Annotated in this window: 28 protein-coding genes and 1 riboswitch; of the genes, 13 read left to right on the plus strand and 15 right to left on the minus strand. The window is 64.8% G+C overall.

Features of this window, described 5'->3' with window-relative positions:
• Positions 1 to 53: 53 nt before the first annotated feature.
• Positions 54 to 542: an NUDIX hydrolase gene (locus tag ACYVKM_RS16020; RefSeq protein ID WP_460878608.1), complete on the plus strand. Its 489-nt coding sequence runs from the start codon at positions 54 to 56 to the stop codon at positions 540 to 542.
• Positions 543 to 566: 24 nt separating this feature from the next.
• Here the strand turns inward: ACYVKM_RS16020 and ACYVKM_RS16025 are convergent, their stop codons facing one another.
• The 5 genes from ACYVKM_RS16025 to ACYVKM_RS16045 form a co-directional block, all read right to left on the minus strand.
• Entirely contained in the window at positions 567 to 1,343 is a 777-nt protein-coding gene (locus tag ACYVKM_RS16025; RefSeq protein WP_460878609.1) for a lipoate--protein ligase family protein, read from the minus strand.
• Positions 1,340 to 1,630, minus strand: a complete 291-nt coding sequence (locus ACYVKM_RS16030) for a biotin--protein ligase (RefSeq protein ID WP_460878610.1) — start codon at positions 1,628 to 1,630, stop codon at positions 1,340 to 1,342. The genes ACYVKM_RS16025 and ACYVKM_RS16030 overlap by 4 nt, the downstream gene beginning before the upstream one ends.
• 42 nt (positions 1,631 to 1,672) lie before the next feature.
• Positions 1,673 to 2,116, minus strand: a complete 444-nt coding sequence (locus ACYVKM_RS16035; protein WP_460878611.1) for a hypothetical protein — start codon at positions 2,114 to 2,116, stop codon at positions 1,673 to 1,675.
• Between the two features lie 107 nt (positions 2,117 to 2,223).
• Positions 2,224 to 4,464 carry a DNA topoisomerase IV subunit A gene (parC, locus tag ACYVKM_RS16040; RefSeq protein WP_460878612.1) on the minus strand — a complete coding sequence of 747 codons (2,241 nt, stop codon included), beginning with the start codon at positions 4,462 to 4,464 and terminating at the stop codon, positions 2,224 to 2,226.
• Between the two features lie 118 nt (positions 4,465 to 4,582).
• Entirely contained in the window at positions 4,583 to 5,062 is a 480-nt protein-coding gene (locus ACYVKM_RS16045) for an Lrp/AsnC family transcriptional regulator (protein ID WP_460878613.1), read from the minus strand.
• 93 nt (positions 5,063 to 5,155) lie between these two features.
• Here ACYVKM_RS16045 and ACYVKM_RS16050 point away from each other — a divergent pair, with 93 nt between their 5' ends.
• Genes ACYVKM_RS16050 through ACYVKM_RS16060 form a run of 3 tightly spaced genes read left to right on the plus strand, consistent with a single transcriptional unit; the run spans position 5,156 to position 7,473 of the window.
• The gene (locus ACYVKM_RS16050) at positions 5,156 to 6,055 is read left to right on the plus strand and encodes an EamA family transporter (protein ID WP_460878614.1); all 900 of its coding nucleotides are present in this window, start codon (positions 5,156 to 5,158) and stop codon (positions 6,053 to 6,055) included.
• Between the two features lie 39 nt (positions 6,056 to 6,094).
• Positions 6,095 to 7,081 (plus strand): aldo/keto reductase, encoded by a 987-nt coding sequence (locus tag ACYVKM_RS16055; RefSeq protein ID WP_460878615.1) that lies wholly within the window; start codon positions 6,095 to 6,097, stop codon positions 7,079 to 7,081.
• Positions 7,082 to 7,107: 26 nt separating this feature from the next.
• Entirely contained in the window at positions 7,108 to 7,473 is a 366-nt protein-coding gene (locus tag ACYVKM_RS16060) for a hypothetical protein (protein WP_460878616.1), read from the plus strand.
• Positions 7,474 to 7,504: 31 nt separating this feature from the next.
• Here the strand turns inward: ACYVKM_RS16060 and ACYVKM_RS16065 are convergent, their stop codons facing one another.
• The 4 genes from ACYVKM_RS16065 to crcB all read right to left on the minus strand — a co-directional run bounded on the left by ACYVKM_RS16065 (position 7,505) and on the right by crcB (position 10,341).
• Positions 7,505 to 8,383 carry a TraB/GumN family protein gene (locus tag ACYVKM_RS16065; RefSeq protein ID WP_460878617.1) on the minus strand — a complete coding sequence of 293 codons (879 nt, stop codon included), beginning with the start codon at positions 8,381 to 8,383 and terminating at the stop codon, positions 7,505 to 7,507.
• Between the two features lie 66 nt (positions 8,384 to 8,449).
• Positions 8,450 to 9,568, minus strand: coding sequence for a cyclopropane fatty acyl phospholipid synthase (gene cfa, locus ACYVKM_RS16070; protein WP_460878618.1), 1,119 nt, complete (start codon positions 9,566 to 9,568; stop codon positions 8,450 to 8,452).
• A gap of 33 nt (positions 9,569 to 9,601) precedes the next feature.
• Positions 9,602 to 9,940 (minus strand): DUF190 domain-containing protein, encoded by a 339-nt coding sequence (locus ACYVKM_RS16075; protein WP_460878619.1) that lies wholly within the window; start codon positions 9,938 to 9,940, stop codon positions 9,602 to 9,604.
• 14 nt (positions 9,941 to 9,954) lie between these two features.
• Positions 9,955 to 10,341 carry a fluoride efflux transporter CrcB gene (gene crcB / locus ACYVKM_RS16080; RefSeq protein ID WP_460878620.1) on the minus strand — a complete coding sequence of 129 codons (387 nt, stop codon included), beginning with the start codon at positions 10,339 to 10,341 and terminating at the stop codon, positions 9,955 to 9,957.
• A gap of 69 nt (positions 10,342 to 10,410) precedes the next feature.
• A riboswitch (Fluoride riboswitch) is annotated at positions 10,411 to 10,513 on the minus strand.
• A gap of 151 nt (positions 10,514 to 10,664) precedes the next feature.
• Between crcB and ACYVKM_RS16085 the strand changes: the two genes are divergently transcribed.
• Entirely contained in the window at positions 10,665 to 11,873 is a 1,209-nt protein-coding gene (locus ACYVKM_RS16085; RefSeq protein WP_460878928.1) for a multidrug effflux MFS transporter, read from the plus strand.
• Between the two features lie 35 nt (positions 11,874 to 11,908).
• On the opposite strand, the gene ACYVKM_RS16090 is transcribed toward ACYVKM_RS16085, so the two are convergent.
• Positions 11,909 to 13,063 (minus strand): DUF2235 domain-containing protein, encoded by a 1,155-nt coding sequence (locus ACYVKM_RS16090; RefSeq protein ID WP_460878621.1) that lies wholly within the window; start codon positions 13,061 to 13,063, stop codon positions 11,909 to 11,911.
• Positions 13,064 to 13,261: 198 nt separating this feature from the next.
• Here ACYVKM_RS16090 and ACYVKM_RS16095 point away from each other — a divergent pair, with 198 nt between their 5' ends.
• The 3 genes from ACYVKM_RS16095 (at position 13,262) to chaB (ending at position 14,436) form a co-directional block, all read left to right on the plus strand.
• Complete coding sequence (locus ACYVKM_RS16095) at positions 13,262 to 13,501, plus strand: isocitrate lyase/phosphoenolpyruvate mutase family protein (protein ID WP_460878622.1); 240 nt, start codon at positions 13,262 to 13,264, stop codon at positions 13,499 to 13,501.
• Positions 13,502 to 13,521: 20 nt separating this feature from the next.
• Positions 13,522 to 14,103: a DNA-3-methyladenine glycosylase gene (locus ACYVKM_RS16100; protein ID WP_460878623.1), complete on the plus strand. Its 582-nt coding sequence runs from the start codon at positions 13,522 to 13,524 to the stop codon at positions 14,101 to 14,103.
• 105 nt (positions 14,104 to 14,208) lie between these two features.
• A complete protein-coding gene (gene chaB, locus ACYVKM_RS16105) occupies positions 14,209 to 14,436 on the plus strand; it encodes a putative cation transport regulator ChaB (protein WP_460878624.1) in 228 nt (75 codons plus the stop codon).
• Between the two features lie 32 nt (positions 14,437 to 14,468).
• Here the strand turns inward: chaB and ACYVKM_RS16110 are convergent, their stop codons facing one another.
• The 5 genes from ACYVKM_RS16110 to ACYVKM_RS16130 form a co-directional block, all read right to left on the minus strand.
• Positions 14,469 to 14,912, minus strand: a complete 444-nt coding sequence (locus tag ACYVKM_RS16110) for a hypothetical protein (RefSeq protein ID WP_460878625.1) — start codon at positions 14,910 to 14,912, stop codon at positions 14,469 to 14,471.
• A 147-nt stretch (positions 14,913 to 15,059) separates the two neighbouring features.
• Positions 15,060 to 15,332: a cell division topological specificity factor MinE gene (minE, locus tag ACYVKM_RS16115; protein WP_460878626.1), complete on the minus strand. Its 273-nt coding sequence runs from the start codon at positions 15,330 to 15,332 to the stop codon at positions 15,060 to 15,062.
• A 5-nt stretch (positions 15,333 to 15,337) separates the two neighbouring features.
• Complete coding sequence (gene minD / locus ACYVKM_RS16120; RefSeq protein ID WP_460878627.1) at positions 15,338 to 16,153, minus strand: septum site-determining protein MinD; 816 nt, start codon at positions 16,151 to 16,153, stop codon at positions 15,338 to 15,340.
• Between the two features lie 48 nt (positions 16,154 to 16,201).
• Positions 16,202 to 16,978, minus strand: a complete 777-nt coding sequence (minC, locus tag ACYVKM_RS16125; RefSeq protein ID WP_460878628.1) for a septum site-determining protein MinC — start codon at positions 16,976 to 16,978, stop codon at positions 16,202 to 16,204.
• Positions 16,975 to 17,595, minus strand: a complete 621-nt coding sequence (locus ACYVKM_RS16130) for a GNAT family N-acetyltransferase (protein ID WP_460878629.1) — start codon at positions 17,593 to 17,595, stop codon at positions 16,975 to 16,977. The genes minC and ACYVKM_RS16130 overlap by 4 nt, the downstream gene beginning before the upstream one ends.
• Before the next feature lie 222 nt (positions 17,596 to 17,817).
• Here ACYVKM_RS16130 and ACYVKM_RS16135 point away from each other — a divergent pair, with 222 nt between their 5' ends.
• From ACYVKM_RS16135 to ACYVKM_RS16155, 5 genes are all read left to right on the plus strand, one after another.
• Positions 17,818 to 19,041, plus strand: coding sequence for a sensor histidine kinase (locus ACYVKM_RS16135; RefSeq protein ID WP_460878630.1), 1,224 nt, complete (start codon positions 17,818 to 17,820; stop codon positions 19,039 to 19,041).
• Between the two features lie 99 nt (positions 19,042 to 19,140).
• Positions 19,141 to 19,782 carry a response regulator gene (locus ACYVKM_RS16140; RefSeq protein ID WP_460878631.1) on the plus strand — a complete coding sequence of 214 codons (642 nt, stop codon included), beginning with the start codon at positions 19,141 to 19,143 and terminating at the stop codon, positions 19,780 to 19,782.
• Between the two features lie 261 nt (positions 19,783 to 20,043).
• Positions 20,044 to 21,429 (plus strand): polyketide cyclase, encoded by a 1,386-nt coding sequence (locus tag ACYVKM_RS16145; RefSeq protein ID WP_460878632.1) that lies wholly within the window; start codon positions 20,044 to 20,046, stop codon positions 21,427 to 21,429.
• Positions 21,430 to 21,647: 218 nt separating this feature from the next.
• The gene (locus tag ACYVKM_RS16150) at positions 21,648 to 22,607 is read left to right on the plus strand and encodes an ABC transporter ATP-binding protein (RefSeq protein ID WP_460878633.1); all 960 of its coding nucleotides are present in this window, start codon (positions 21,648 to 21,650) and stop codon (positions 22,605 to 22,607) included.
• Entirely contained in the window at positions 22,604 to 23,338 is a 735-nt protein-coding gene (locus ACYVKM_RS16155; RefSeq protein ID WP_460878634.1) for an ABC transporter permease subunit, read from the plus strand. The genes ACYVKM_RS16150 and ACYVKM_RS16155 overlap by 4 nt, the downstream gene beginning before the upstream one ends.
• Positions 23,339 to 23,340 lie beyond the last annotated feature (2 nt).

Consider the following 23,340-nt stretch of genomic DNA (forward strand, 5'->3'; position numbering starts at 1 on the left):
AGTGCAGTCGCGCAACTGCAGCTAGACTTTGTCTTTTGTCGCAGGGCCCATTCATGCCGTACACCCCGATCACGGCCACGCTCGGCTATGTGCTGTCGCCCGATCGCAGCAAGGTGCTGATGATCCACCGCAATGCGCGCGCGGATGACCAGCACCTGGGCAAGTACAACGGCCTCGGTGGCAAGATGGAGCCGGGCGAGGACATCGCCGCCTGCATGCAGCGCGAGATCCTCGAGGAGGCCGGCATCGTGTGCGAGTCGATGCGCCTGCGCGGCACGCTGAACTGGCCCGGTTTCGGCAAGCAGGGCGAGGACTGGCTCGGCTTCATCTTCGTGATCGATACCTACCGTGGCGAGCCGCTGGCTGCCAATGCGGAAGGCACGCTGGAGTGGGTGCCGCGCAACAGGCTGATGGAGCTGCCGATGTGGGAAGGCGACCGCCATTTCCTGCCGCTGGTGTTCGACGACGATCCGCGTCCGTTCCATGGCGTGATGCCGTATCGCGACGGGCGCATGCAGTCGTGGTCGTATACGCGGCTGTAGCCCGTTGATCCCGTGGGAGCGAACTCACGCCACGTCGGCCAGCCACGCGGCGCTGCTGAACTTGTCCTGCGCCAGTACCTCGGCACGACCAAGCTCGTCGGGTTTCAGTACATCGCCGGTCAGCCCATGCAGGCGGCGGAAGGTGGCGATCATCTGCCCGATCACGGCTTCGCGAGACAGTCCGGTCTGGCTGCGCAGCGGGTCGACCCGCTTGGCTGCGCTGGTCGTGCCCTTGTCGGACAGCTTTTCGCGTCCGATGCGCAGCACGTCCAGCATCTTGATGGCGTCGATGTCGTAGGCCATCGTCACGTGATGCAACACGGCGCCGCCGCGATGCGTCTGCGCGGCGCCGGCGATCTTGCCCCCTTCTGACGTGATGTCGTTGAGCGGCTGGTACCAGGCCTTGATGCCCAGTTCGCCGAGTGCCTGCAGCACCCATGCATCGAGGAAGGCATACGCCTCCTGAAACGACATGCCCTTGATCAGCGAAAGCGGTGCGTAGATCGAATAGGTGATCGTGTTGCCGGGCTCGATGAACATCGCGCCGCCGCCACTGACCCGCCGCACCACCTGGATGCCGTGGCGTTGTGCCGCTGCTGCGTCGACTTCGTTGCGTAGCGACTGGAAGCGGCCGATCACTACCGCCGGCGCGGCCCATTCCCAGATGCGCAGCGTCGGTGCGCGGCGACCGGCGCCGACCTCGTGGGTCAGCACGTCGTCCAGCGCCATGTGCAGCGTGGGCGATTGCGGAATGGTGTGGATCAGTTGCCAGTCGTGGTCGCGCCAGTCGGTACGCATCATGCGCGGGAATCCCGCTGCAGGGCACGGCCCACGGCGACCGCGATGGCTTCCGGCGATACGCCATACATCATCACGCCGGCCGGCAGCGCATCGAGCAAGCTGGCGGCGAGCATGGTTTCGTCGGCATCCGCGGGCTGTCCATCCAGGGCGGCATTGATCATGTACAGCGCACTGTCCGGCTCAAGGAAGAAATCGCCGCTCAGCTGCACATTCGCGAGATGCCCGTCTCGCACGTCGAGGTCGATCACGACCAGCTTGCCGCCGGGTATCTTGTACTCGCCGTGCATCGACCGTATTCCCCGGATCAATCAGACAGCTGTATCTGCCGGTCAGTAGCCGTGACCACCATGGAAATTGCCCTGGCCTACGCTGACCGAGAAGCCGATCCCGCCGCTGGGGTGCTCGCAATCGCCGAGCGCCTTGGTGACGCTGACCTCGCCGGTCTGGTAGCTGCCACTCACATGGTTGCCGCCAACCACACCCATGCCTACGCTGCCATGTACCTGGGCGTCGTTGTACTTGGAGTCGTCACAGGTTTGTGCATCGGCGGTTCGGTCATCGCTCATGCGTCCACTGGTGTCACCGTAATACACACCCGGTGCCGGCTTGGCTGCTGCTGCGGTGGAGCTGGGGCTGGCCGGCTGCGCGGTGGTCGAGCTGGAGGCCGGCATGTCGCCAGGAGGCAGCTTGAGGTTCAGTGGTTTGGTGGCTGTTTGCGCCCACACTGAACTGACCAGCAGGGTGCTTGCCAAGGCAATGATCAGACGTTTCATGTTCATGCGTGCTCCGGGGATATGACGTGTTCAACGCACAAGGTCGTGCTGGCGTGCACATCCACATTTGAAACGCGGGATGGCGGGAAGTTCCTGCCACCCCTGCGTCAGGCCGTCGTCTCGATCCGCTCCACCCGGCGCAGTCCGCGTGGCAGCAGGCCACCGCGGGTAGCGCGGCTGCCACCATATTCCACCAGATCCGACCATTTCAGGGTGAGTTTACGCTGACCGGCGTACAGGGTGACCTCGCCCCTGCCTTCGCTGACCACGGCCACGCCGGCGACGCGCTCGTCGCCACTGGCCAGTTTGGCCTTCGGCACCTCGATCAGCTTGTTGCCCTTGCCCTTGTCCAGCTCCGGCAGTTCGGCCACCGAGAACATCAGCAGATGGCCCTCGGTGGTGACCACCACGATGCGATCCCGGGCTGGATCGGCGCTGACCTGCGGCGCAAGGACATGCGCGCCATCGCTGAGGCTGATGATCTGCTTGCCGGCCTTGTTGCGGCCGGTGAGTGCCTCGAAGCGGGTGACGAAGCCGTAGCCGAAGTCGGTGGCGAGGATCAGCCGGGTGTCGTTGTCGCCGGCGATCACCGCGTCGAAGCTGGCGCCCGCCGCGGGACTGAAGCGGCCAGTCAACGGCTCGCCGTTGCCACGCGCCGAGGGCAGGGTATGCGCCGGCGTGGAATAGCTGCGCCCGGTGGAGTCGATGAACGCCACCTGCTGGGTGGTGCGTGCCTTCACCGCGGCGAGCAGGCCGTCGCCCTCGCGGTAGTTCAGGCCTTCGGCGTCGATGTCGTGGCCCTTTGCCGCGCGCGCCCAGCCCTTCTGGCTCAGCACCACAGTGACCGGTTCACTGGCGACCAGCGCGCTCTCATCCAGCGCCTGCGCGGCTTCGCGCTGCACCAGCGGCGAGCGGCGGTCGTCGCCGAACTTGGCGGCGTCGGCGCGCAGCTCATCCTTGATCAGGCCCTTCAGCTTGGCCGGGGACTTCAGCAGCACGTTGATGCGGGCACGTTCCTCTTCCAACTGGTCGCGCTCGGCATTGATCTTCATTTCCTCGAGACGGGCCAGCTGGCGCAGCTTCGTTTCGAGGATGTAGTCGGTCTGTTCCTCGCTCAGCTTGAAGCGTGCCATCAGCACGGGCTTGGGCTCGTCCTCGCTGCGCACGATGCGGATGACTTCATCGAGATTCAGGTAGGCGATGCGCAGGCCTTCCAGCAGATGCAGGCGGCGCTCGACCTTGGCCAGGCGGTGGTTGAGCCGGCGCGTGACCGTACTGGTGCGGAACGTCAGCCACTCGGAGAGGATGCGCTTGAGATCCTTCACCTGCGGCCGGCCGTCCAGGCCGATCATGTTGAGGTTGACGCGGAAGCTCTTCTCGAGATCCGTCGTCGCGAACAGGTGCTGCATGGTCTCGTCGGCATCGACGCGGTTCGAGCGCGGCACGATCACCAGGCGGATCGGGTTTTCGTGGTCGGACTCGTCGCGCAGGTCCTCGATCATCGGCAGTTTCTTCGCGCGCATCTGCGCGGCGATCTGTTCGAGGATCTTCGACGGGCTGACCTGGTGCGGCAGCGCGGTGATCACGATGTTGCCTTCCTCGCGCTGGTACACCGCGCGGGCACGTACCGAACCGCCGCCGCTCTGGTACATCGCCAGCAGCTCGTTGCGCGGGGTGATGATCTCCGCCTCGGTCGGGTAATCCGGGCCGCGCACATGCTCGAACAGGTCGGCGACGGTGGCGTCCGGATCGTCCAGCAGGCGGATGCAGGCGCTGGCCAGCTCGCGCAGGTTGTGCGGCGGGATGTCGGTGGCCATGCCCACCGCGATGCCCATCGAGCCGTTCAGCAGCACGTGCGGTACGCGCGCCGGCAGCCAGCTCGGTTCCTCCAGCGTGCCGTCGAAGTTCGGTACCCAGTCGACCGTGCCCTGGCCGAGTTCGCCGAGCAGCGCCTCGGCGATCGGGCTGAGCTTGCTCTCGGTGTAGCGCATCGCCGCGAAGCTCTTCGGATCGTCCGGCGAGCCGAAGTTGCCCTGGCCGTCGACCAGCGGATAGCGGTACGAGAACGGCTGTGCCATCAGCACCATCGCTTCGTAGCAGGAGCTGTCGCCGTGCGGATGGAACTTGCCGATCACGTCGCCGATCGTGCGCGCGGATTTCTTCGGCTTCGCGGTGGCGGCCAGCCCCAGCTCGCTCATCGCGTAGATGATGCGCCGCTGCACCGGCTTCAGGCCGTCGCCGACGAAGGGCAGGGCGCGGTCCAGCACCACGTACATCGAGTAGTCGAGATAGGCCCGCTCGGCGTATTCCTTGAGCGGGATCTGTTCGTAATTGGCTTGCAGGTTCATGCGGAGACGTCTGATGGGTTGCGCGCGGAGCGCGGATAGCCGGTCGATGGTGCCAGAACGTGCCGGCCCGGGACAGCTTGCGGGGGCGCCGCCGTTGTGCCGCAACGCCCGTGGTGGCTCATCGGCTGTCGCCGTTGGCGGCGGGCAGTGGCGGCGCGCGCAGCGGGACCGGCGTGGATTGCACGATCGAGGTGGTGGTCTGGCCGTAGCGCAGGAAGCGGTCGAGGATCAGGTCGAGGTTCTCCAGCGCATCCAGATGCACTTTCATGATGAAGCAGTCTTCGCCGGTGACGCGGTGGCACTCGACGACCTGCGGCATCTTCTGTGCGAGCTCGGCGACCTTCGGCAGCTGTCCGGGTACCGGGCGCACGCGCACATACGCCGTGATCGGCCAGCCCAGCGCCTTCGGATCCAGATCGACCCGGTAGCCGCGGATCACGCCGGTTTCCTCCAGCCGGCTCAGGCGTTCCTTTACTGCCGGCGCGGACATGCCGACGCTGGCGGCCAGCTTGGTGACGGGCTGGCGTGGGTCCTCCTGCAGCGCCTGCAACAGGGCGACATTGCGGGGATCGGTCATGAGATTCGGAATCTGAGGCATATGGGTCACTCCACCTGCAATATACGAAATATTGATCGCTCAATCCTTTCTTTTGGCATGGATCATGCGCCAATACTTTGTAAAAGTGCAGCCATGAACGACGAACGGAATATCCCGGCGATCCACCGGCTGACGTCAATACAGGTCGCACTCGGCGACCGGCTGCCGCCGCACGTGTATTTCATTGTCAGCGCGGTCTTTCATTACCTCGGCCCTGCCTTCGCCGTCTTGCTGTTTGCGCGCGTCGAACCACTCGGCGTCGCCTGGCTGCGGATCGCCAGCGCCGCGTTGATCTTCGCCGCGTGGCGACGGCCATGGTGCTATTTCCTGCAGCAGGATGTCGCGGCGCGCTGGAACATCGTGGGTCTGGGCGTGGTGCTCGGCTGCATGAACATCTGTTTCTATCTGGCGATCGACCGCTTGCCGCTGGGTACGGTCGGCGCGATCGAGTTTCTCGGGCCGATCGCGCTGGCACTGGCCGGCACGCGCACCCGGCGCAACGTGGTGGCGCTGGCCGTCGCGGTGGCCGGCGTGTGGATGCTGATCCATGTGCGTTTCGCCGGTGCGCCAATGGGTTTTGTCTACGCCTTCGCCAATTGCACACTATTCATGCTGTACATCGTGCTCGGGCATCACGCCGCGAAGGATGGTGGCGGCGAGGGTATCGATCGTCTCGCCGGGGCGATGCTGGTGGCCTTGCTGCTGGTGATGCCATTCGGCCTGCACGATGCGGCGGTGGCACTGGTCAGCCCCGCGCTGCTCGCGGCCGGCATCGGCATCGGCATTTCGTCGTCGGTGATTCCCTATGTCTGCGACCAGCTCGCGATGGCGCGACTGCCGCGTGCCACCTTCGCGCTGCTGCTTGCGCTGTTGCCCGCCACGGCGAGCGTGATCGGCATCGTGGTGCTGCATCAGATGCCGAGTCCGGTCGAGATGACAGGCATCGCTCTGGTCATCGTCGGGGTCAAACTGCACCGGGTCAGCCGCCGGTGAGTGCCGTACATAACTGAGAAACCACCAGGAGGATTCGCGATGGACTACATCAATCTGGGCAAGTCGGGCCTCAAGGTCTCGCGCATCTGCCTCGGATGCATGAGCTATTCGGTAACACCCACCAAAGAGAGGCCATGGACTCTGGACGAGGAGCACAGCCGGCCGTTCATCCGGCGCGCGCTTGAGCAGGGCATCAATTATTTCGATACGGCAAACATGTACTCCAAGGGCGACAGCGAGCTGGTGCTGGGGCGTGCGCTGCGCGACTTCGCCCGGCGCGAGGAAGTCGTCATTGCGACGAAGGTGTTCTATCCGATGCGCGGTGACGCGAATGGCGGCGGCCTGTCGCGCAAGGCAATCATGACCGAGATCGATGCCAGCCTGCGCCGGCTCGATACCGATTACGTCGACCTTTACCAGATCCATCGCTGGGACGACACAACGCCGATCGAGGAGACGATGGAGGCGCTGCATGATGTGGTGAAGGCGGGCAAGGCGCGTTACCTCGGCGCCTCGTCGATGATGGCGTGGCAGTTCGCCAAGGCGCTGCATACCGCCGACCTGCACGGCTGGACGCGCTTCGTCTCGATGCAGCCGCACTACAACCTGCTGTACCGCGAGGAGGAGCGCGAGATGCTGGGGCTGTGCACCGACCAGGGCATCGGCGTGGTGCCGTGGAGTCCGCTGGCGCGCGGTCGGCTGGCACGGGCGTGGGAGGATAAGCCGAGCACAGTGCGTGGCGGCTCCGATCCGTGGGGTGATGGCGTGTATGCCGCGAGCAAGGCGGCGGACAAGGCCGTGGTGGATCGCGTCGGCGAGGTCGCCGTGCGGCTCGGCGTGCCGCGCGCGCAGGTGGCGCTGGCGTGGCTGCTGCACAAGTCCGCGGTCACCGCGCCGATCATTGGCGCGACCAAACCGCACCATCTGGAAGAAGCCGTAGCATCACTGGCGGTCAGATTGCAGGATGCCGAGATCGAGGCGCTTGAGGCGCCTTACCTGCCGCATGCAGTCGCCGGCATCGACTGATCAAATCCATGCATCGGAGTCGAAACATGCCGAAAAGCGTGCTTGCCCTCGGACTGGATCCGGACTTCGCCGATCTCTCGGAGTTTCCCGGGCTCACCCCCGATCTCGTCAGGGCGTTCATCGATGCCCAGCTGGAGCGATTGCGTGCCTTGGGTTATGCGGTGGAAAGCTGTCTCGTCGATGCGGGCGAAACCGCCGAAGCGGTTGCCGCACAGCATCTCCAGCGAGGGAGCTTCGACTGCGTGATGATCGGCGCCGGGCTGCGTTCGCCGTTGTTGTTGCTGCTGTTCGAGAAACTCATCAACCTGGTTCACGAGCGCGCGCCCGGCGCGAAGATCTGCTTCAATTCCACGCCGGCCGACACGGCAGAAGCGGTGATGCGCTGGATCTGATCGTTCGGGAGAAGTTGCCCGAGATCTCCCGCTATTGGCGAACCGTCTCGATGCCCAGCTTGTGCAACTGTTCCTGCACGCTGTCCGGGCCGGCCAGATGCCCGGCGCCGACCGCGACGAAGGTGGTGCCGGGCTGCTGCAGCATGGCGGCGATCTTGCCGGCCCAGGCCTGGTTGCGTTGCACCAGCAGGCGTTGGTAAAGATCGGGTGCCTGCGTGCGCACGTCCTCGTCCTCGATCCGCGCGATGGTGGCGGTGTCGCCGTTCTTCCACGCACTGATCAGTTCGGTGAGTTCGGCAGGCCCCTTGTCGATGTCATGCAGGGTCGAGCGCAGGAAGCTCAGCTCGACGGCGGGCGGCAGGTCGGCGAGGAAACGGATCTGCTGCTCGGAGGTTTCCAGCCCGTTGACCGGCTTGCCGGCCTGCAGCATCTGCGCCTTCAGGAGCTTGTCCACGCCATGTGCCGGATCCAGGCCGGCCTTCACCAGGGGCGCCACGGCCAGCGTCACGGCGGCCAGCCACGGCCGCATGATCTGCAAGGTCTGGGCGCCGCCAGGCAAGCCGGCGACCTGTGCCGCCTGGGTCAGGCTGGCATTTTCGGCGGCGGTGAGTTTGTCCGACAGCGGATGGCTGGGATCCAGCCCGTATTGCAACACCAGCGCCTGCATGGTCGTGCTGTCGTCGTCGGTCAGCTCGATCGTCAGCGAGTCGCTGGCAGCAAGTGCCTTGTCCAGCACCGGGTAGTGCCAGTCGGCATCGTCCGGAAGCAGATGCACGGTGCCGAACAGGTAGACGGTGGCGTGTGCATTGCGCACGACCCACAGCGCCGGTTGGGCAAAGGCCTGGGTGACCAGCAACAGACTGAGCAGCGCAATGACTGCGCAGCGGTGGGCGCAGCAGGACAGTCGCATGAATCTTCCTTGCAGTGGCGGTGGCACCGCCGATGGTGGCACGACGCCGGTACGCTGGCGACAGACTCAGCGCGGCACGCGGTAGCCGCCGGGCACGCCGCGCGGGCTCAGGGTGATCTGCCACAGCTGGTCGCGGCGGCTGCGGAACACCGCGGTGGACACGGCCAGGTAGTAGCGCCACATGCGCCGGAAGCGTTCGTCGTAACGGGACGACAGCGTTGGCCATGCCGCTTCGAAGTTGGCGCTCCAGGCTGTCAGGGTGCGGTCGTAATCGGTGCCGAAGTTGTGCCAGTCCTCGACCACGAACAAGTCTTCCAGCGCCGCCGCGACCTGGCTGGCGGCGGGAATCATCGAGTTGGGGAAGATGTATTTCTCGATCCACGGATCGGTCTGTGCCGGCGCGCTGTTGCTGCCGATGCAGTGCAGCAACGACAGGCCGTCGTCCTTCAGGCAACGCCGCACGGCCTCGAAGTAGGTACGGTAGTTCTTGCCGCCGACATGCTCGAACATGCCGATCGAATACACGGCGTCGAACCGTTCGTCGATCTCGCGGTAATCCTGCAGGCGGATCTCGACCGGCAGTCCGGTGCACAGCTCGCGTGCGTAGTCGGCCTGCTCCTGCGACACCGTGATGCCGACGCCTTCGATGCCGTAGTGCTCGGCCGCGTACTTCAGTGCCTCGCCCCAGCCGCAGCCGATGTCCAGCACGCGCTGGCCGGTCTGCAATTGCAGCTTGCGGCAGACCAGGTCGAGCTTGGCCGCCTGCGCATCGTCGAGATTGTCGGCCCGCGCCCAGTAACCGCAGGAATACACCAGCCGTGCACCGAGCATGGCGTGGAACAGGTCGTTGCCGAGGTCGTAGTGGGCCTTGCCGATCTCGAACGCGCGTTCGCCGCGCTGCAGGTTGATGAAGCGGGCTTTCAGGTGCGCGAGCAGGGTGTCGAGCGTCTTCAGTTCCTGGTCCAGCCCGGCGGTGAGCAACCGGGTGCACAAGCCCGGCAGGTCGTCGGCATCCCACCAGCCATCCATGTAGGCCTCGCCCAGTCCCAGCGAACCGTGCGCGAACACCCGCGCATACAGCCGCGCATCATGCACGCGCAGGTCGATCGGCGCATCGCCATCGATGTGGATACCGGCCTGTTCAAGCAGTTCGCTGGCGCGGTTCTTCAGGTCGTCCTGGCTCATGCCTAGTCTCGCAGCAGGGGAAGTTTGTGGTGGTCAGCGCTTGCCGAGCAGGGCAAAGCTTGCCGGCCAGCGTGCATACGTCGCGTCGACGCCGGCCACGCGTACCAGCTGCAGCAGGATATCGGCCTGGTCCTCGCGCAGCAGGAACTCGATCTTGACCGGCAGGTCATCCGCCAGCTCGAAGAACTGTTCCTCGTGCAGCACGCCATGCCGGCCGAAGCCGGCGATCGCGCGAAATACCGAGCCACCACCGAGACCGTGTTCCTTCGCCTGCTCCAGCAGCCATTCGGACAGCAGCATGCCGTCGTGCTTCGCGCGCAGATGGCAGTAAAAGGTCAGGTGCACGCCGTGTTGCAGGGTTTCCTGGTTCATGCGGGCTCTCCGGATCAGTGACGCAGCAGGCTGCGGGTGAGGGTGATGCCGAGTACGGTCATCGCCAGCGAGCCAACGACGTGCGCCACCACGTGGCCACTGAACCACAGGTACTGCTGACGCAGCAGCAGCGTGGTGGATTCGGCCGAGAAGGTGGAGAACGTGGTCAGGCCGCCCAGAAAGCCGGTGAAGACGAACAGCCGCAGCTCCGGCGACAGGGTCTGGAAATGATCGAACAGGCCCATCACGCAACCCATCATCAGGCCGCCGGCCAGGTTGGCGGCCAGCGTGCCCAACGGGAGGGTGGGAAACAACGGGTTGAGCATCACGCCCAATCCCCAACGCAACCAGCAGCCCAAAACGCCGCCGATGCCAACCGCTACAAATCCGTTCAAGCCCACGTGCGCGCCTCCTGACAGTGAAAGTGTCCGGTTGCCGCGGCGGCAGGCACGCCTGCGCCGCCGGAAGCCGGTGGTGCAGGCATCATCAACCTCAACGCATGGCGAGAGGCAGTTTGTCTCGCGATCCCGAAAGCCTCCGCGAAACGGGAGGCATGCCATCTCCCGAGCAGTCATCCTAGTCGATCTGACTGCCCGGTCGTCAAGCGCAATGGATCGGAGCAGCGGTTCTATACTGCGCGACCCGCCGACGTGGTTGCCCCGCCGTGAATCCAGTTCCCCGTACCGTGCGCCGCAGCCTGCCGTGGTTGCTGGCCGGGTTGTCGATGATCGGGCCGTTCTCGATCGATGCGGTGTTTCCGTCGTTTCCGCTGATCGGCGCACGCTTCGCGGTCGACGACGCGGCGCTACAGCAGCTGATCAGCGTGTACCTGATCACCTATGCGGCGATGAGCCTGTTTCACGGGGCGATTTCCGATGCCATCGGGCGCAAGCCGGTCATGATCGCCGGCATGCTGGTGTATGCACTGGCTTCGGTGGGTGCGGCGCTGTCGACCTCATTTGCCATGCTGTTGGCTTGTCGCGGCCTGCAGGGCGTGTGCGCCGGCGCGGGTCTGGTGGTGGGGCGTGCGGTGATCCGCGACACCCTGGAGGGCGCTGCCGCACAGCGGCTGATGTCGCACGTGATGATGATTTTCGGCGTGGCGCCGGTGATCGCGCCGATGGTCGGCGCGCTGCTGCTGCCGCTGGGCGGCTGGCACGGCATCTTCTGGGTGCTGGCCGGCTTCACCACGTCGCTGGCGCTGGCCTTGGCGCTACTGCTGGAGGAAAGTCATTCGCGGGCGCAGCGCACACCGTTTGCGCCGCGACCGCTATTGGCCAGCTACCTGTCGTTCGGCCGTGATCGGCCGTTCTGGCCATTGCTGATTTCCAGTTCGGTCAACTTTGCCGGATTGTTCCTGTATATCGCCTCGGCGCCGCGCATCGTGCGCGAGCTGCTGCACCTGTCGGCGGCCGGCTTCCCGTGGCTGTTCCTGCCGGTGGTGACCGGATTGATCGGTGGTGCGTGGTTGTCCGGGCGGATGGCCGAACGGCGCAGTGCAGGTTTCACGGTGAACCTGGGTTACGCGGTGATGCTGCTGGCCTGTGCATTGCATCTGTTGCTGGCACTGGTATTCCCGGCGCCGCGATTGCCGTGGTCGATGCTGCCGCTGGTCCTGCACGGTATCGGTGTGCAGCTGGCGTTTCCCACGCTGACGCTGCTGTTGCTTGATCGCTTTCCGCAGCAGCGTGGCGGCATTTCATCGGTACAGGCATTCGCCAGCCTGCTGCTCAGCAGTGTGGTCGCCGGGGTGCTGTCGCCGCTGTTGTCGGTCAGCATGCTGCACCTTGCGCTGGGGGCGTCGATGCTGACGGTGATCGGCACGCTGGCATGGGGTTGGTATCGCGCAATTGCCCGGCGTGCGCCGGATCAGGCGCTGGCAGGCACCGATGCGACGACCGTGCTGCAAGCGGAGATTGCCGAACCGCGCTGATGGTGATGCGCCGGGCAGATGCCGGGAATCGGGGGCTATGCCGGGGCCTGTGGCTGGCTGTCGACAGTCGGCGTATCCAACGCCACCACAGCCTCGACCGACATCAGCACCACCGCGCGGGTCAGTGCCTGCGCCAGCGACGGCGACCGGTAGCTGGCATCGGCAAGCCAGCGCTGCCATACCGAATCGTCGACCTTTTCGTTGACGCCGGTACCGAGCACACGATCGAACGGCGGCTTGAATTCCTTGTACAGGCCGCACATGAATTCCGCATAGGAATCGCGTGGCACGCCACTGCAGGCGTCGACGGGAAGGAGCAGGATTTCGCTGCAGGCCAATCCGGCCGCGATCGCCTTGCCCTGCAGCCACGCCAGGGGCGGGTCGGACAATGGATCAGGTTTGTGTCCCGCGCCGTCACGGTCGTTGCTGCCGCCGACATCGGCATGCGCGCCGATGAACCAGCGCTGCTCGATCTCGATCTGCTCCTGCTTTTTGGAAGTCAGGGTTTCGCCGGACTTCAGCGTGTTCGGGTTGCGTGTCCATACTGCTGGCTTGAAGTCGGCGCGATGCTCATCCAGTGCCAGCGCCTGATAAGCGTATTTGACGATCTTGCTGAGCTCGGTGTCGTGGAATTGATAGCGTGCGCGGGCGAATGGAAACCACGAGGCGGTATCCGGTATGCCGAGCGAGCCGACCGTATCCCACACGCCAATGAAATGGACCCCGATCTCGACCGAGTGACTGGCGCGGAAAGCCACCGCCGCCGCGTCGTTGGGCTTGTTGCTGATGTCACGGTAGAAGTCGTAGGCATTGGAAACATCGGCCTTCGTCACGTTGCCATCGGCATGGCGTCGGAGCAGGCCGCACTTGCGGATCAGGCCACAGAGGCTGCGCGCGGCGTAGGCGCCACGGCTGAAACCGAAAAGATAGAGCTCGTCGCCAGGCTGCCAGTTGGCGCACAGCCAGCGATAGCCATCGAGCACGCTGTCCGACAGGCCGAAACCGAAGGCACCGCCGAGCAGATGGGTCAGTCCGGGCCTCACGCCGACACCCGGAATGTAGTTGACGAGCTGCTCGATGCCGGCGGCATCGCGCGATGCGATAAGGCGGCGCATGCGTTCCACATTGGTGTTCGACTCGGGCTTGTTCCAGGTGCCGTCGAACAGCAGCACAAGCCTGCGGGTGGCCATGACGCCCTCCAGCGTGACGCGGTCAAGGGTTGCCTGGAGGAACTCTAGGACGGTGGCGGCACGCCAGCCAGTGTCGCGGTTCGATAGGCGGGTGAAGACAGCCATGGTCAGGTGATCATTCTTCGGCTGTTCCGCGCGAAGCGCAGGCGGCGTAATCTGCGGGCTGGTCACCGTCGCTGAAGCTGGAAAACGATGGACATGCAGGCGCAGATCGACGGGGCGAAGGCACTCTGCAAGATGCACGGCCGCTCGTCGGCTCTGCTGCTGAATGCGTGGTGTGCGGATGGCGTGCGGCTGCCTGCACTGCGCGCGTTCGCAGCGATGGCTGCCACCAGTGGCGGCGTGGCCTGGTCGCTTGGTCACGCCGATGGCGAGCGGGTATCACGGGCATCCGGTTTTAGCCGTCCGGTTGCACAGCGACTCTTCGGATTGACATAAGGATGGTGGGCTCAGCTGCCATGTCCGACGGGCATAGCGTGCTTGGTCGCGCGTTTTACCGGCGCGACCCACGCGAGGTCGCGGTCGATCTGTTGAACAAGGTCCTTGTGAATGCCGACGGTCGCAGCGGGCGCATCGTGGAAACCGAGGCGTACTGTGGCGTACTGGATCCGGCGGCGCATTCATGGCGCGGTAAAAGTGCGCGCAATGCGACCATGTTCGGTGAGCCGGGCCTGCTCTACGTGTACTTCACCTATGGCATGCACTGGTGTTGCAACCCGGTATGCGGCGAAGGTACCGCGGTGTTGCTGCGGGCGCTGGCGCCGCTCAGTGGCCTCGCGGCCATGCGTGCGGTACGGCCGTCCTGCCGAAGCGATCGCGACCTGTGTCGCGGGCCGGCACGGTTGTGTCAGGCGATGGGCATCGATGGTGCGCAGGACGGCATCGATCTGGTCGAGGGCACCACCGGTTTCAGCATCATCGACGACGGCACGCCACCGCCTGCAGCCCCCGTGGTGACGACGCGCGTGGGCATCACCCGCGCGATCGACCAGCCCTGGCGCTGGTATGTGCCGGGCGATCGGCACGTATCGCGTCGCTGAACGGGGCGTGATGCTTCCCGCTGCGCCAACATGAAGTTGACGATGGCTTGATCGCACGGGGTGCACGGTGTGCCGTGCATGATCCATGCAACGGAGCCTTCTGTCATGCCATACAAAGCCATCAGTGATCTGCCCGACAGCGTGCGCGATCATGTGCCGAAACATGCCCAGGAAATCTACAAGGAGGCGTTCAACAGTGCGTGGGACGAATACAGCGACAAGAGCGATCGGCGCGGCAGCGAATCGCGCGAGGAGGTCGCGCACAAGGTGGCCTGGTCGGCAGTCAGGAAGAAATACAGCAAGGGCGACGATGGTGACTGGCACGCCAGGTAAAGCTGCGGAGTGTTACTGCCTGGTGCGCTGGCTCAGATCAGGTTGCGTGCCTGCAGGAATGCCCTGGCCTCGGCGGCATCCTGCTCGAACCAGGCATGGGTCGAGCCGAGCCGGAACGAGTAGCCCCACGCATCCATGTCGGACATCAGCCGGTCGCGACCCACGCCGGGGAGTTCGTCGGCCAGCACGATCTGCAGATAGCAGGTGGCGTCCTCTTCCTCGATCGAATCGGTCGCATCGGTATGGACGCCCAGACGTCTTTCCGGAGTCAGGACGATCAGATGGCAGGCTTCGTGCAGCAGCGAGTGCACCGGGGTGTCGTCGCGGGCATGGACGGTGTTGCCGATGATGCCCGCTTCCTCGTCACCCCAGAAGCTGCCGGGAATCGGCTCACCCGGCGGCACATGTCGCAGTTGCAGGTCGAAACGGGCGAGCAGGGTGGCGGCCACGGCGAAACCGATCTGATGCATGCGCATGACGGCGCTGGCCGGATCGCTGGATTCAGGGTGGAGGCTGGTTTCGGAGTGCATGCGCGTGCGCGGACAGCGCAGATCGACGGGGCGGGAATGACGCCGGGCGACGTTCGATCGCCCGGCTGACTGGTGGCAGTGACCGCCGGGAACTTACGCGGTCGTGGCGGTGGCCTTGCCGTCCGGCAGGGTCACCGAGAGCTCCAGTACTTCGTGGCCACTGTCGCGCTCGAAGTTGATGTTGATCGCATCGAGATCGACGTGGACGTACTTCTTGATCACTTCGAGCAATTCGTTGCGCATCATCGGCAGGTAGTCCGGTGCGCCGCGGCTGGAACGCTCCTGCGCCACGATGATGCGCAGGCGTTCGCGGGCGACGGTGGCGGTGGCCTCCGGCTTGCGCTTCAGGAAATCAAGAATGCCCATCGTGATCAACCTCCGAACACGCGCTGGAGAAAGCCCTTCTTGGGCACGTCGATGAAGCGCAACGGACGCTCTTCGCCGAGGATGCGGGCCACAGTGTCGCTGTACGCCTGACCGGCCTGTGAATTGGCGTCGACGATCACCGGGATGCCGTTGTTGGACGCGGTCAGCACGTTCTCCGATTCGGGGATCACGCCGACCACCTCGATGCCGAGGATTTCCTCGACATCCTTCACGCTGAGCATTTCGCCGATGGCGACGCGAGCCGGGTTGTAGCGGGTCAGCAGCAGGTGCTGGATGACCGGGCCTTCGCCGCGTTCGGCGCGCCGGGTCTTGCTGGCGAGCAGGCCGAGGATACGGTCGGAGTCACGTACCGAAGACACTTCCGGGTTGACCACGACGACCGCGTGATCGGCGAAGTACATCGCCAGATGCGCGCCTTTCTCGATGCCGGCCGGCGAATCGCATACGACGTAGTCGAAGCCATCCTCGGAGAGACCGTCGAGCACCTTCTCGACACCTTCCTGGGTCAGCGCGTCCTTGTCGCGGGTCTGGCTGGCGGCCAGTACGTAGAGGTTCTCGTGGCGCTTGTCCTTGATCAGCGACTGCTTCAACGTGGCCTCGCCATGCACGACGTTGACGAAGTCGTACACCACGCGCCGCTCGCAGCCCATGATCAGGTCGAGGTTGCGCAGGCCCACGTCGAAGTCGATCACGGCGACTTTCTTGCCGGCCATCGCCAGGCCGGTGGCGAGTGAGGCGCTGGTCGTCGTCTTGCCGACGCCGCCTTTGCCGGAGGTGACAACGATAATCTCAGCAGTCAAGGGTGCATCTCCCGGTGTAGTTCTTGTTGTCGTTGTTGTTGTCGCTGATCACAGCCTGGCGATCAGCAATTTTTCGCCTTCGAGCCAGCATTGCACGGACTGGCCTTCGAGGTCGTCAGGAATTTGTTCGAACACGCGATAGTGGCCGGCAATGGCCACCAGCTCGGCGCGGAAATCGGAAACGAAGATGCGTGCCTTCTCGTCGCCCTGCGCACCGGCCATGGCGCGGCCGCGCAGGCCGCCGTAGATGTGGATGTTGCCATCGGCAATCACTTCGGCACCGTTGGCGATGGTGCCGGTGACGATCAGGTCGCGGTCGCGTGCATAGATCTGCTGGCCTGAGCGGACCGAGCCGGCATGGTGCTGGGCACCTTGCATGCTGCCTGATGCCGGTGCGGACAGGATCGGTTCGCGCTGGACCGGTGGGGCTGGCTCGGCACGCGGGGACGGCTCGGTAGCGATCTGACTCTGCCCACCATTGACCGGCTCGTAGGCAGCACGGAACTTCGCAATCAGCGGCAAGCCCATGCGCTTGGCGAGTGCCTCGGTCTCGCTGGTTCCGTAGGCCAGGCCTACCGGCAACATGCCGGCGCTGCGCACGGCCTCGAGCAGCGCGTCGACGGCGCCGTCATCCGGCAGGTTGAGCAGGTGGCTCAGGTCCAGTACCACGGCTGCGCGGGAAAACATCTGCGGAGCGGCGCGGACGCGCCGTTCCAGTTCATCGCACAGGGCGGCGGCATCGACCCGGCGCACACGCACACAGGCGATGCCGACCTGGCCGAAACGCAGGTCGCAGGCGTCGGAAGTATCCATTTTTGCATTCATGGACGCCGCTCTCCGGCAAGGCGGCGTGGGGTGGAGTCATGCAGGGAAGGGCGCTCGCGCTCGGCCAGCCAGGGTACGTCGGGCAGACCACCGTGATCGAGCCAGGTGTCGCGCACATAGGCGTAGCTGGGCAGATCGCGGGCCAGCAAGCTGACCTGCGGGCCATCTTCGCCCATGCGCTGTTGGCCGACTTCCTGGAATCCATAAGTGCCGTGGAACAGCACCACCACGTCGTCGCGCGGCTCCAGGAACACCTCGCAGGTGAGCAGCGGCACGCGCACCTCGGCGTAGCTGTGCACGTCGCAGTAGAAGATGCGGCCCAGCCCATGCCGGCGGTAGGCATTCGCGATCACGATGCGGTCGATGTAGACGAACTGCGGGTAATGCCCGGCGAACCAGCGATAGTTGGGGCTTTCGTAATCGCCACCTTCGCGCAGCGCGATCAGGAACCCGGCCAGGTGGCCGTCGATCTCGGCCACGCGGAAATAGTCGGCGTGTTCATAGAAATAATGCAGCCGGGTGGCGTCGAGGGCGAGGATGGAGCGGCCGGCGGCGTTGTTGAGCGCCAGCACGGCATCCAGGTCGTGCTCGCGCACGTCGCGGATGGCAAGGGCCATTCGTTGCTCCGCAATGAAATGGATAAATGAAATAGATACGGGAACCAAGGCCGACGGATCGACCTCACAATGGGCGCATTATGGCATGCGGCCGGTGCCGGTACATCTCGCAAGGGCACATGTAAAGGCTTCGTAAAGCGGCCGTCCGTCCGTCAGCGGCAGCAGCCATCCATGACTTCTCGCGCATTGCGTGAAAACGGCGCACGCCCAATGATGCGTGGCATGCGCTGGCCCTTCTTCAATCACATCCGCCTGCTTCGCTATGCGGGTTTCTTCACCTACCTGTCGGTGGGTACGCCGCTGATCACCAACTGGGCCACCGAACGGCTCAACCAGTTGCAGCGCCCGAATTTCTCGCTGCTGCTGTGGACGCTGTGCTACCTGATCTTCGGCCTGATGTACTGGATGCTGACCAGCAACCTGGGTTCGCGCCGTTACCCGGGGCTGAAACTGCTGGGGCTGGCCCTGATGACGGCGGCGGCGGTGGCGGTGGGCTGGTACAGCCACAGCGGCCTGTCGGCGATGCTGATGGTGGTCGCCTCGCTGGTGTTGCCGTGGCTGCTGCCGTTCTGGCTCGCTGCCTTCTGGCTGGTGCTGCAGCATCTGAGCCTGGTCGCGATCTTTGTCACCTTTCCCGAATACGATCACAGCATCGCTTTGGGCTTCCTGCAGGCCAGCATCTACCTGGGCATCTCGGTGCTGGTGTTCGTGACCTCGACGGTGGCCAGCCAGCAGGCCGATCAGCGCGAGGCGCAGCGCCGGCTGAACTCCGAACTGCGCGCCACCCGCGCGCTGCTGGCAGAGTCCAGCCGCATCGCCGAGCGCATGCGCATTGCACGCGACCTGCATGACCTGATTGGCCATCACCTGACTGCGTTGAGCCTGAACCTGGAGGTGGCCAGCCACCTCACCAACGAGGCTGCCGGTGCACATGTACGCAAGGCGCAGAGTACGGCGAGACTCCTGCTTGCTGATGTGCGCGAGGTGGTCAGCGAGTTGCGCCAGGACGATGCGATCGACCTGACCCAGGCGCTGCGCAGCCTGACCGAGGGCGTGCCCGGCCTGAACGTGCATGTGGTCATGCCGCCGCGTTTCAGCGTGGAAGACCCGCGCCGCGCCCAGGTGTTGCTGCGCTGTGCGCAGGAAATCATCACCAACACCGCCAGGCATGCCGGCGCGCGCAACCTGTGGCTGAATTTTGCCTATGCCGGTGAGAGCCTGCTCGGCCTGCATGCGCGTGATGATGGCCGTGGTGCCGAACAGGTCGAGCCGGGCAACGGTCTGTCCGGCATGCGCGAGCGGCTGGCTGAGTTTGGCGGCAGCCTGACTTTGGACACCGGCCTGAGTCAGGGCTTTGCACTGACCGTGCGCCTGCCGCTGGGTGAGCACACCGCGCTGGCGCATGCGCCGTCACGATTTGAACCGCCCGCGCTGAATGTGTCGTAATGTTGGCGGTTCGCCCGGGCGTGGGCATGGCAGAATGCGCCTTCGATGGCAGGCCGGTTTCCGGGCCGTCCCTGAGTCACGTTTCTCCGAGGATTCGCGATGATCTCCGTTTGTCTCGTCGACGACCAGAATCTGGTGCGCCAAGGGGTCCGCTCGCTGCTGGATCTGGCGGAAGATATCCGCGTGGTGGCCGAATGCGCCGATGGTGCGCAGGCGGTGCAGGACATCCCGCGGATCAAGCCCGATGTGGTGCTGCTGGATCTGCGCATGCCGAACATGAGCGGGCTGGAAGTACTGCAGGCGCTGTCGGCGCGCAACGAGCTGCCGCCAACCATCATCCTCACCACCTTCGACGATGACCAACTGGTGCTGCAGGGCCTCAAGGCCGGCGCACGCGGCTATCTGCTGAAGGATGTCTCACTGGAGCAATTGGTGGAGGCGGTGCGCACGGTCGCCGCCGGCGGCTCGTTGGTGGCGCCCATGGTCACCCAGCGCCTGATGGCGGGTGTCTCGCGGATGCAGAACCATTTCACCAGCCTTGAGCAGCCCGATCCGCTGACCGAACGTGAAACCGAGATTCTGCGGCTGTTGTCCGGCGGCTACAGCAACAAGGAAATCGCCAACTCGCTGAAAGTGGCGGAGGGGACGGTGAAAAACCACGTTTCCAACATCCTCTCCAAGCTGGGTGTACGCGACCGCACCCGTGCCGTGCTGAAAGCGCTGGAGATGGGCATCGTCTGAGCCACGCCGGCCGGAGGCAGCTCGGCAGGCCGGCGCTGCGGATGCCGCATGCGGCACGTGATGCCTGTCGTGCCCCGTTTTTTGGCCTTCCAGACGCGTGCGCAGCGGCGGATAGCGTTCCAGCGCGCGAGCAAGTAACATCCGTAGCTTCGGCGTTTGCCGACCCCCTGCCACGGCCCTCGGGAACCCTCAGGCAGACCCGTGCGGCGGCTGGGGCGACATCTTTAGGTATGGCGTAAAGACGCTTCGGAGAACTCTGGAATGATGCGTGTCCTTGAATTTCTTGTTGCCCTGGTCATCGTTGCTGTACTCGGTGTCCTGGCGGCTGTGGTCATGCCCGGTAGCGGTCATGTGGAACGCCAGCTGGTGATCGGCAAGGATCTTCGCCAGGTTTACGATGTACTCGACAATTACCGCCGGTTGCCCGACTACGCCGTGCTGCGCAGCTACGATCGCAACGTGCAGTTCAGCTATTCCGGCAAGGCCTTCGGTCCGGGTGCCGAAGTCAGCTGGACCAGCACCGATCCCAAGGTCGGCAACGGTGGTCTGACCATCGCCAGCGCCACGCCGGATTTCGACAAGATCTCGCCCACGACCAAGAGCGCCAGCATCGTCTGGAATCTGGACAACGACTGGCGCGGCATGGACAAGCATTTCACGCTGGACCTGGAACGCCAGGGCAGCCGTGGCCAGCTGACCCAGGTCACCTGGTCGTATGACGTGGCCTACGGCTGGAACCTGGTCAACCGGTTTTCCAGCATGTACATCCATGGCGATCCCGATGCGTTCGTCCAGTTCAGTCTGAACAACCTGCAGAACGTGCTGGCCGGCATCGCCAACGTCGACTACAGCGCGCTGATCCCCTACATCGAGCAGACCCAGCCGACGCCGGTGCTGCTGGTGTCCACCTCGATTGCGCGCAAGGACGGCCTGGAAGGGCTGGACGATGCCACCAACAAGGCCATCGGTGAACTGCAGGCGGCAGCCAAGAAGCTTGGCGTGAACGTGACCGGCCCGCGCATCCTGTTCACCACCAACTACGGTGACCAGACCTACAGCTTCGATGTGGCGCTGCCGATCGATTCCAGCACGCTGACCGTCAACGGCCAGAGCGAGCAGCTGACCGCGCCGACTGCCGCGCCGCTGGACACGTCCGCCCCGGCCGATGCCAGCACTACCGCCGGCGCCGCCAGTGCCCCGCTCGCAACAGGCAGCCATGACCGCTTCGGCCGGCTGGTGGTGGACAGCAATGTGCGCGCCACGCTGGCGTTCGGCGGCGCGGTCCTGAAGGGTGTGTGGAACGGCACGTTTGCCGGTGTGCCGCTGACCCGCGACATGCTCAAGGCCTATGCGCAGACCCACGGCTATACGTTCGATGACGTGGTCAATCGTCCGTACGACATCATCGTCACGCCGGAAGTGAAGGACGCCGGCGGCAACATCACCGCCTACGCCAAGTACAACGTGTTCCTGCCGATCACCAATGCGCCGACTCAGACGCCGGAGCAGGAGGCAGGGATCCAGCCGCCGGCACCGGATACGGGTGCACCGGCTGCTTCCGGCACGGCGCCAGCACCGGCGAGTACTGCACCGGCACCGGCGAGCACGGGTGCAGCACCGGCCGCAGCTGCCAGCGCCGCTCAGTAAGTACGAGCCGGGTTGCAAAATATAAAGGCCCTTCCTGTCGGAGGGGCCTTTTCTTTATCGGCTGCTTCTCTAATCCACCGCAGCCAGCGGCCGAGCCGCTGGCTGCGACCGGGCGAACTCCAGGAGTGTCTTGCGGTACATTGCGGAACGACCTGTGATGTCGACGGCTGCAGTGCGACAGCCGTCGACGACGCGTTCCACACAATTTTCCAGCGGACATGATCGAGACCGACCAGCTCACCCGATGCTATGGCAACCTGACTGCGGTGGATGCGCTGAGCATGCGCGTCGAGCCCGGCCAGGTGCTTGGCCTGCTGGGTCCCAACGGCGCGGGCAAGTCCACCGCGATGCGGATGATCGCCGGGTTCCTGATACCCACTTCGGGCACGGCGCGGGTCTGTGGCTACGACGTCGTGCGCGAACCGATCAAGGCGAAACGTGCCCTGGGCTATCTGCCGGAAGGTGCTCCCAGCTACGGCGAATTGACCGTGCGGGAATTCCTGCAGTTCATCGTGCGCATGCGTCAACTCAAGCCGGATGCCGGCTACCGTCGCTTCGACGAAGTGGTGCACCGGTTGCAGCTTGAGGACGTGCTGGGGGTGTGCATCGACACCTTGTCGAAAGGTCTGCGCCGACGCGTCGGGTTGGCCCAGGCGATCCTGCACGATCCGCCGGTGCTGATGCTGGACGAACCCACCGACGGCCTTGATCCGAACCAGAAGCATGCGGTGCGCCAGCTGATCGACATGATGGCGCGCGAGCGCACGATCCTGATTTCCACTCACCTGCTGGAAGAGGTGCATGCGCTGTGCAACCGCGTGGTGATCATCGCCAACGGCAAGCTCATGGCGGATGCCACGCCGGCTGAACTGGAACAGCGTTCGCGCTATCACGGCGCAGTGTCGTTCAGTGCGCCGGGCAGCGGCATGTCGCAGGAAATGCTGGGCCGGTTGCCGCAGGTGGCGTCGATCGAGGTCGATCCGCTGGACGGCCGCATCACGGCATTCCCGAAGCCCGGCGAGCGCATCCTCGAACCGGTCGAGCGCCTGCTGCGCGAACAGGGACTGGAGGTGTCGGAGATCCAGCTGGAACGCGGCCGGTTGGACGAGGTGTTCCGGCAGATCACCACCCAGGGCGCCGGCAGCCGCGACAGCACGGCGAACGGGGGAAGGGCATGACCTTGGCTGGCGCGGTGATGCGGCGCGAGTTGCGCAGTTATTTCGTCACGCCGGTGGCCTATGTGTTCCTGGTCATCTTCCTGGTACTGGCCGGCATCCTCACGTTCTATACCGGCGATTTCTACGAGCGCGGGCAGGCCGACCTGCAGCCCTTCTTCGTGATGCATCCGTGGCTGTACCTGATCCTGGTGCCGGCGCTCACCATGCGCATGTGGGCCGAGGAAACCAGAGGCGGCACGCTGGAGCTGCTGCTGACCCTGCCGGTGACCCTGTGGCAGGCGATGCTGGGCAAGTTCCTGGCGGCATGGCTGTTCATCGGGCTCGCGCTGGCACTGACGTTTCCGATCTGGATCACGGTCAACTACCTGGGTTCACCCGACAACGGCATCATCCTGGCCGGCTATCTGGGCAGCTGGCTGATGGCCGGCACCTTCATCGCGATCGGCGCCTGCCTGTCGGCATTGACCCGCAGCCAGGTGGTGGCGTTCATCCTGACCGCGCTGGTATGCGTGCTGCTGATCCTGGCCGGGCAGCCACAGGTGCTGGATTTCATCCAGGGCACGTTGCCGCGCAAGCTGGTCAATGGCATGGCGCATCTGTCGATGCTGCGGCATTTCGAGGCCATCGCGCGTGGTGTGCTGGACGTGCGCGACTTGTTGTATTTCCTGCTCAGCACGATCGGCTGGCTGCTCGCCGGCGTGTTGCTGCTCGACCTGAAGCGGACGCGCTGAGC

The sequence above is a fragment of the Rhodanobacter koreensis genome (assembly GCF_054782855.1).

Coding starts and splice junctions, on each gene's coding strand:
- ACYVKM_RS16020 (WP_460878608.1), top strand. CDS start 54: ATGCCGTACACCCCGATCACGGCCACGCTCGGCTATGTGCTGTCGCCC.
- minE (WP_460878626.1), bottom strand. CDS start 15,332: ATGGGCATTCTTGATTTCCTGAAGCGCAAGCCGGAGGCCACCGCCACC.
- ACYVKM_RS16145 (WP_460878632.1), top strand. CDS start 20,044: ATGATGCGTGTCCTTGAATTTCTTGTTGCCCTGGTCATCGTTGCTGTA.
- ACYVKM_RS16090 (WP_460878621.1), bottom strand. CDS start 13,063: ATGGCCACCCGCAGGCTTGTGCTGCTGTTCGACGGCACCTGGAACAAG.
- ACYVKM_RS16100 (WP_460878623.1), top strand. CDS start 13,522: ATGTCCGACGGGCATAGCGTGCTTGGTCGCGCGTTTTACCGGCGCGAC.
- chaB (WP_460878624.1), top strand. CDS start 14,209: ATGCCATACAAAGCCATCAGTGATCTGCCCGACAGCGTGCGCGATCAT.
- ACYVKM_RS16140 (WP_460878631.1), top strand. CDS start 19,141: ATGATCTCCGTTTGTCTCGTCGACGACCAGAATCTGGTGCGCCAAGGG.
- parC (WP_460878612.1), bottom strand. CDS start 4,464: ATGAACCTGCAAGCCAATTACGAACAGATCCCGCTCAAGGAATACGCC.
- ACYVKM_RS16095 (WP_460878622.1), top strand. CDS start 13,262: ATGCAGGCGCAGATCGACGGGGCGAAGGCACTCTGCAAGATGCACGGC.
- ACYVKM_RS16155 (WP_460878634.1), top strand. CDS start 22,604: ATGACCTTGGCTGGCGCGGTGATGCGGCGCGAGTTGCGCAGTTATTTC.
- cfa (WP_460878618.1), bottom strand. CDS start 9,568: ATGAGCCAGGACGACCTGAAGAACCGCGCCAGCGAACTGCTTGAACAG.
- ACYVKM_RS16055 (WP_460878615.1), top strand. CDS start 6,095: ATGGACTACATCAATCTGGGCAAGTCGGGCCTCAAGGTCTCGCGCATC.
- ACYVKM_RS16025 (WP_460878609.1), bottom strand. CDS start 1,343: ATGATGCGTACCGACTGGCGCGACCACGACTGGCAACTGATCCACACC.
- ACYVKM_RS16060 (WP_460878616.1), top strand. CDS start 7,108: ATGCCGAAAAGCGTGCTTGCCCTCGGACTGGATCCGGACTTCGCCGAT.
- ACYVKM_RS16045 (WP_460878613.1), bottom strand. CDS start 5,062: ATGCCTCAGATTCCGAATCTCATGACCGATCCCCGCAATGTCGCCCTG.
- ACYVKM_RS16030 (WP_460878610.1), bottom strand. CDS start 1,630: ATGCACGGCGAGTACAAGATACCCGGCGGCAAGCTGGTCGTGATCGAC.
- ACYVKM_RS16035 (WP_460878611.1), bottom strand. CDS start 2,116: ATGAAACGTCTGATCATTGCCTTGGCAAGCACCCTGCTGGTCAGTTCA.
- ACYVKM_RS16150 (WP_460878633.1), top strand. CDS start 21,648: ATGATCGAGACCGACCAGCTCACCCGATGCTATGGCAACCTGACTGCG.
- ACYVKM_RS16065 (WP_460878617.1), bottom strand. CDS start 8,383: ATGCGACTGTCCTGCTGCGCCCACCGCTGCGCAGTCATTGCGCTGCTC.
- minC (WP_460878628.1), bottom strand. CDS start 16,978: ATGAATGCAAAAATGGATACTTCCGACGCCTGCGACCTGCGTTTCGGC.
- ACYVKM_RS16130 (WP_460878629.1), bottom strand. CDS start 17,595: ATGGCCCTTGCCATCCGCGACGTGCGCGAGCACGACCTGGATGCCGTG.
- ACYVKM_RS16135 (WP_460878630.1), top strand. CDS start 17,818: ATGCGCTGGCCCTTCTTCAATCACATCCGCCTGCTTCGCTATGCGGGT.
- ACYVKM_RS16110 (WP_460878625.1), bottom strand. CDS start 14,912: ATGCGCATGCATCAGATCGGTTTCGCCGTGGCCGCCACCCTGCTCGCC.
- ACYVKM_RS16075 (WP_460878619.1), bottom strand. CDS start 9,940: ATGAACCAGGAAACCCTGCAACACGGCGTGCACCTGACCTTTTACTGC.
- ACYVKM_RS16050 (WP_460878614.1), top strand. CDS start 5,156: ATGAACGACGAACGGAATATCCCGGCGATCCACCGGCTGACGTCAATA.
- ACYVKM_RS16085 (WP_460878928.1), top strand. CDS start 10,665: ATGATCGGGCCGTTCTCGATCGATGCGGTGTTTCCGTCGTTTCCGCTG.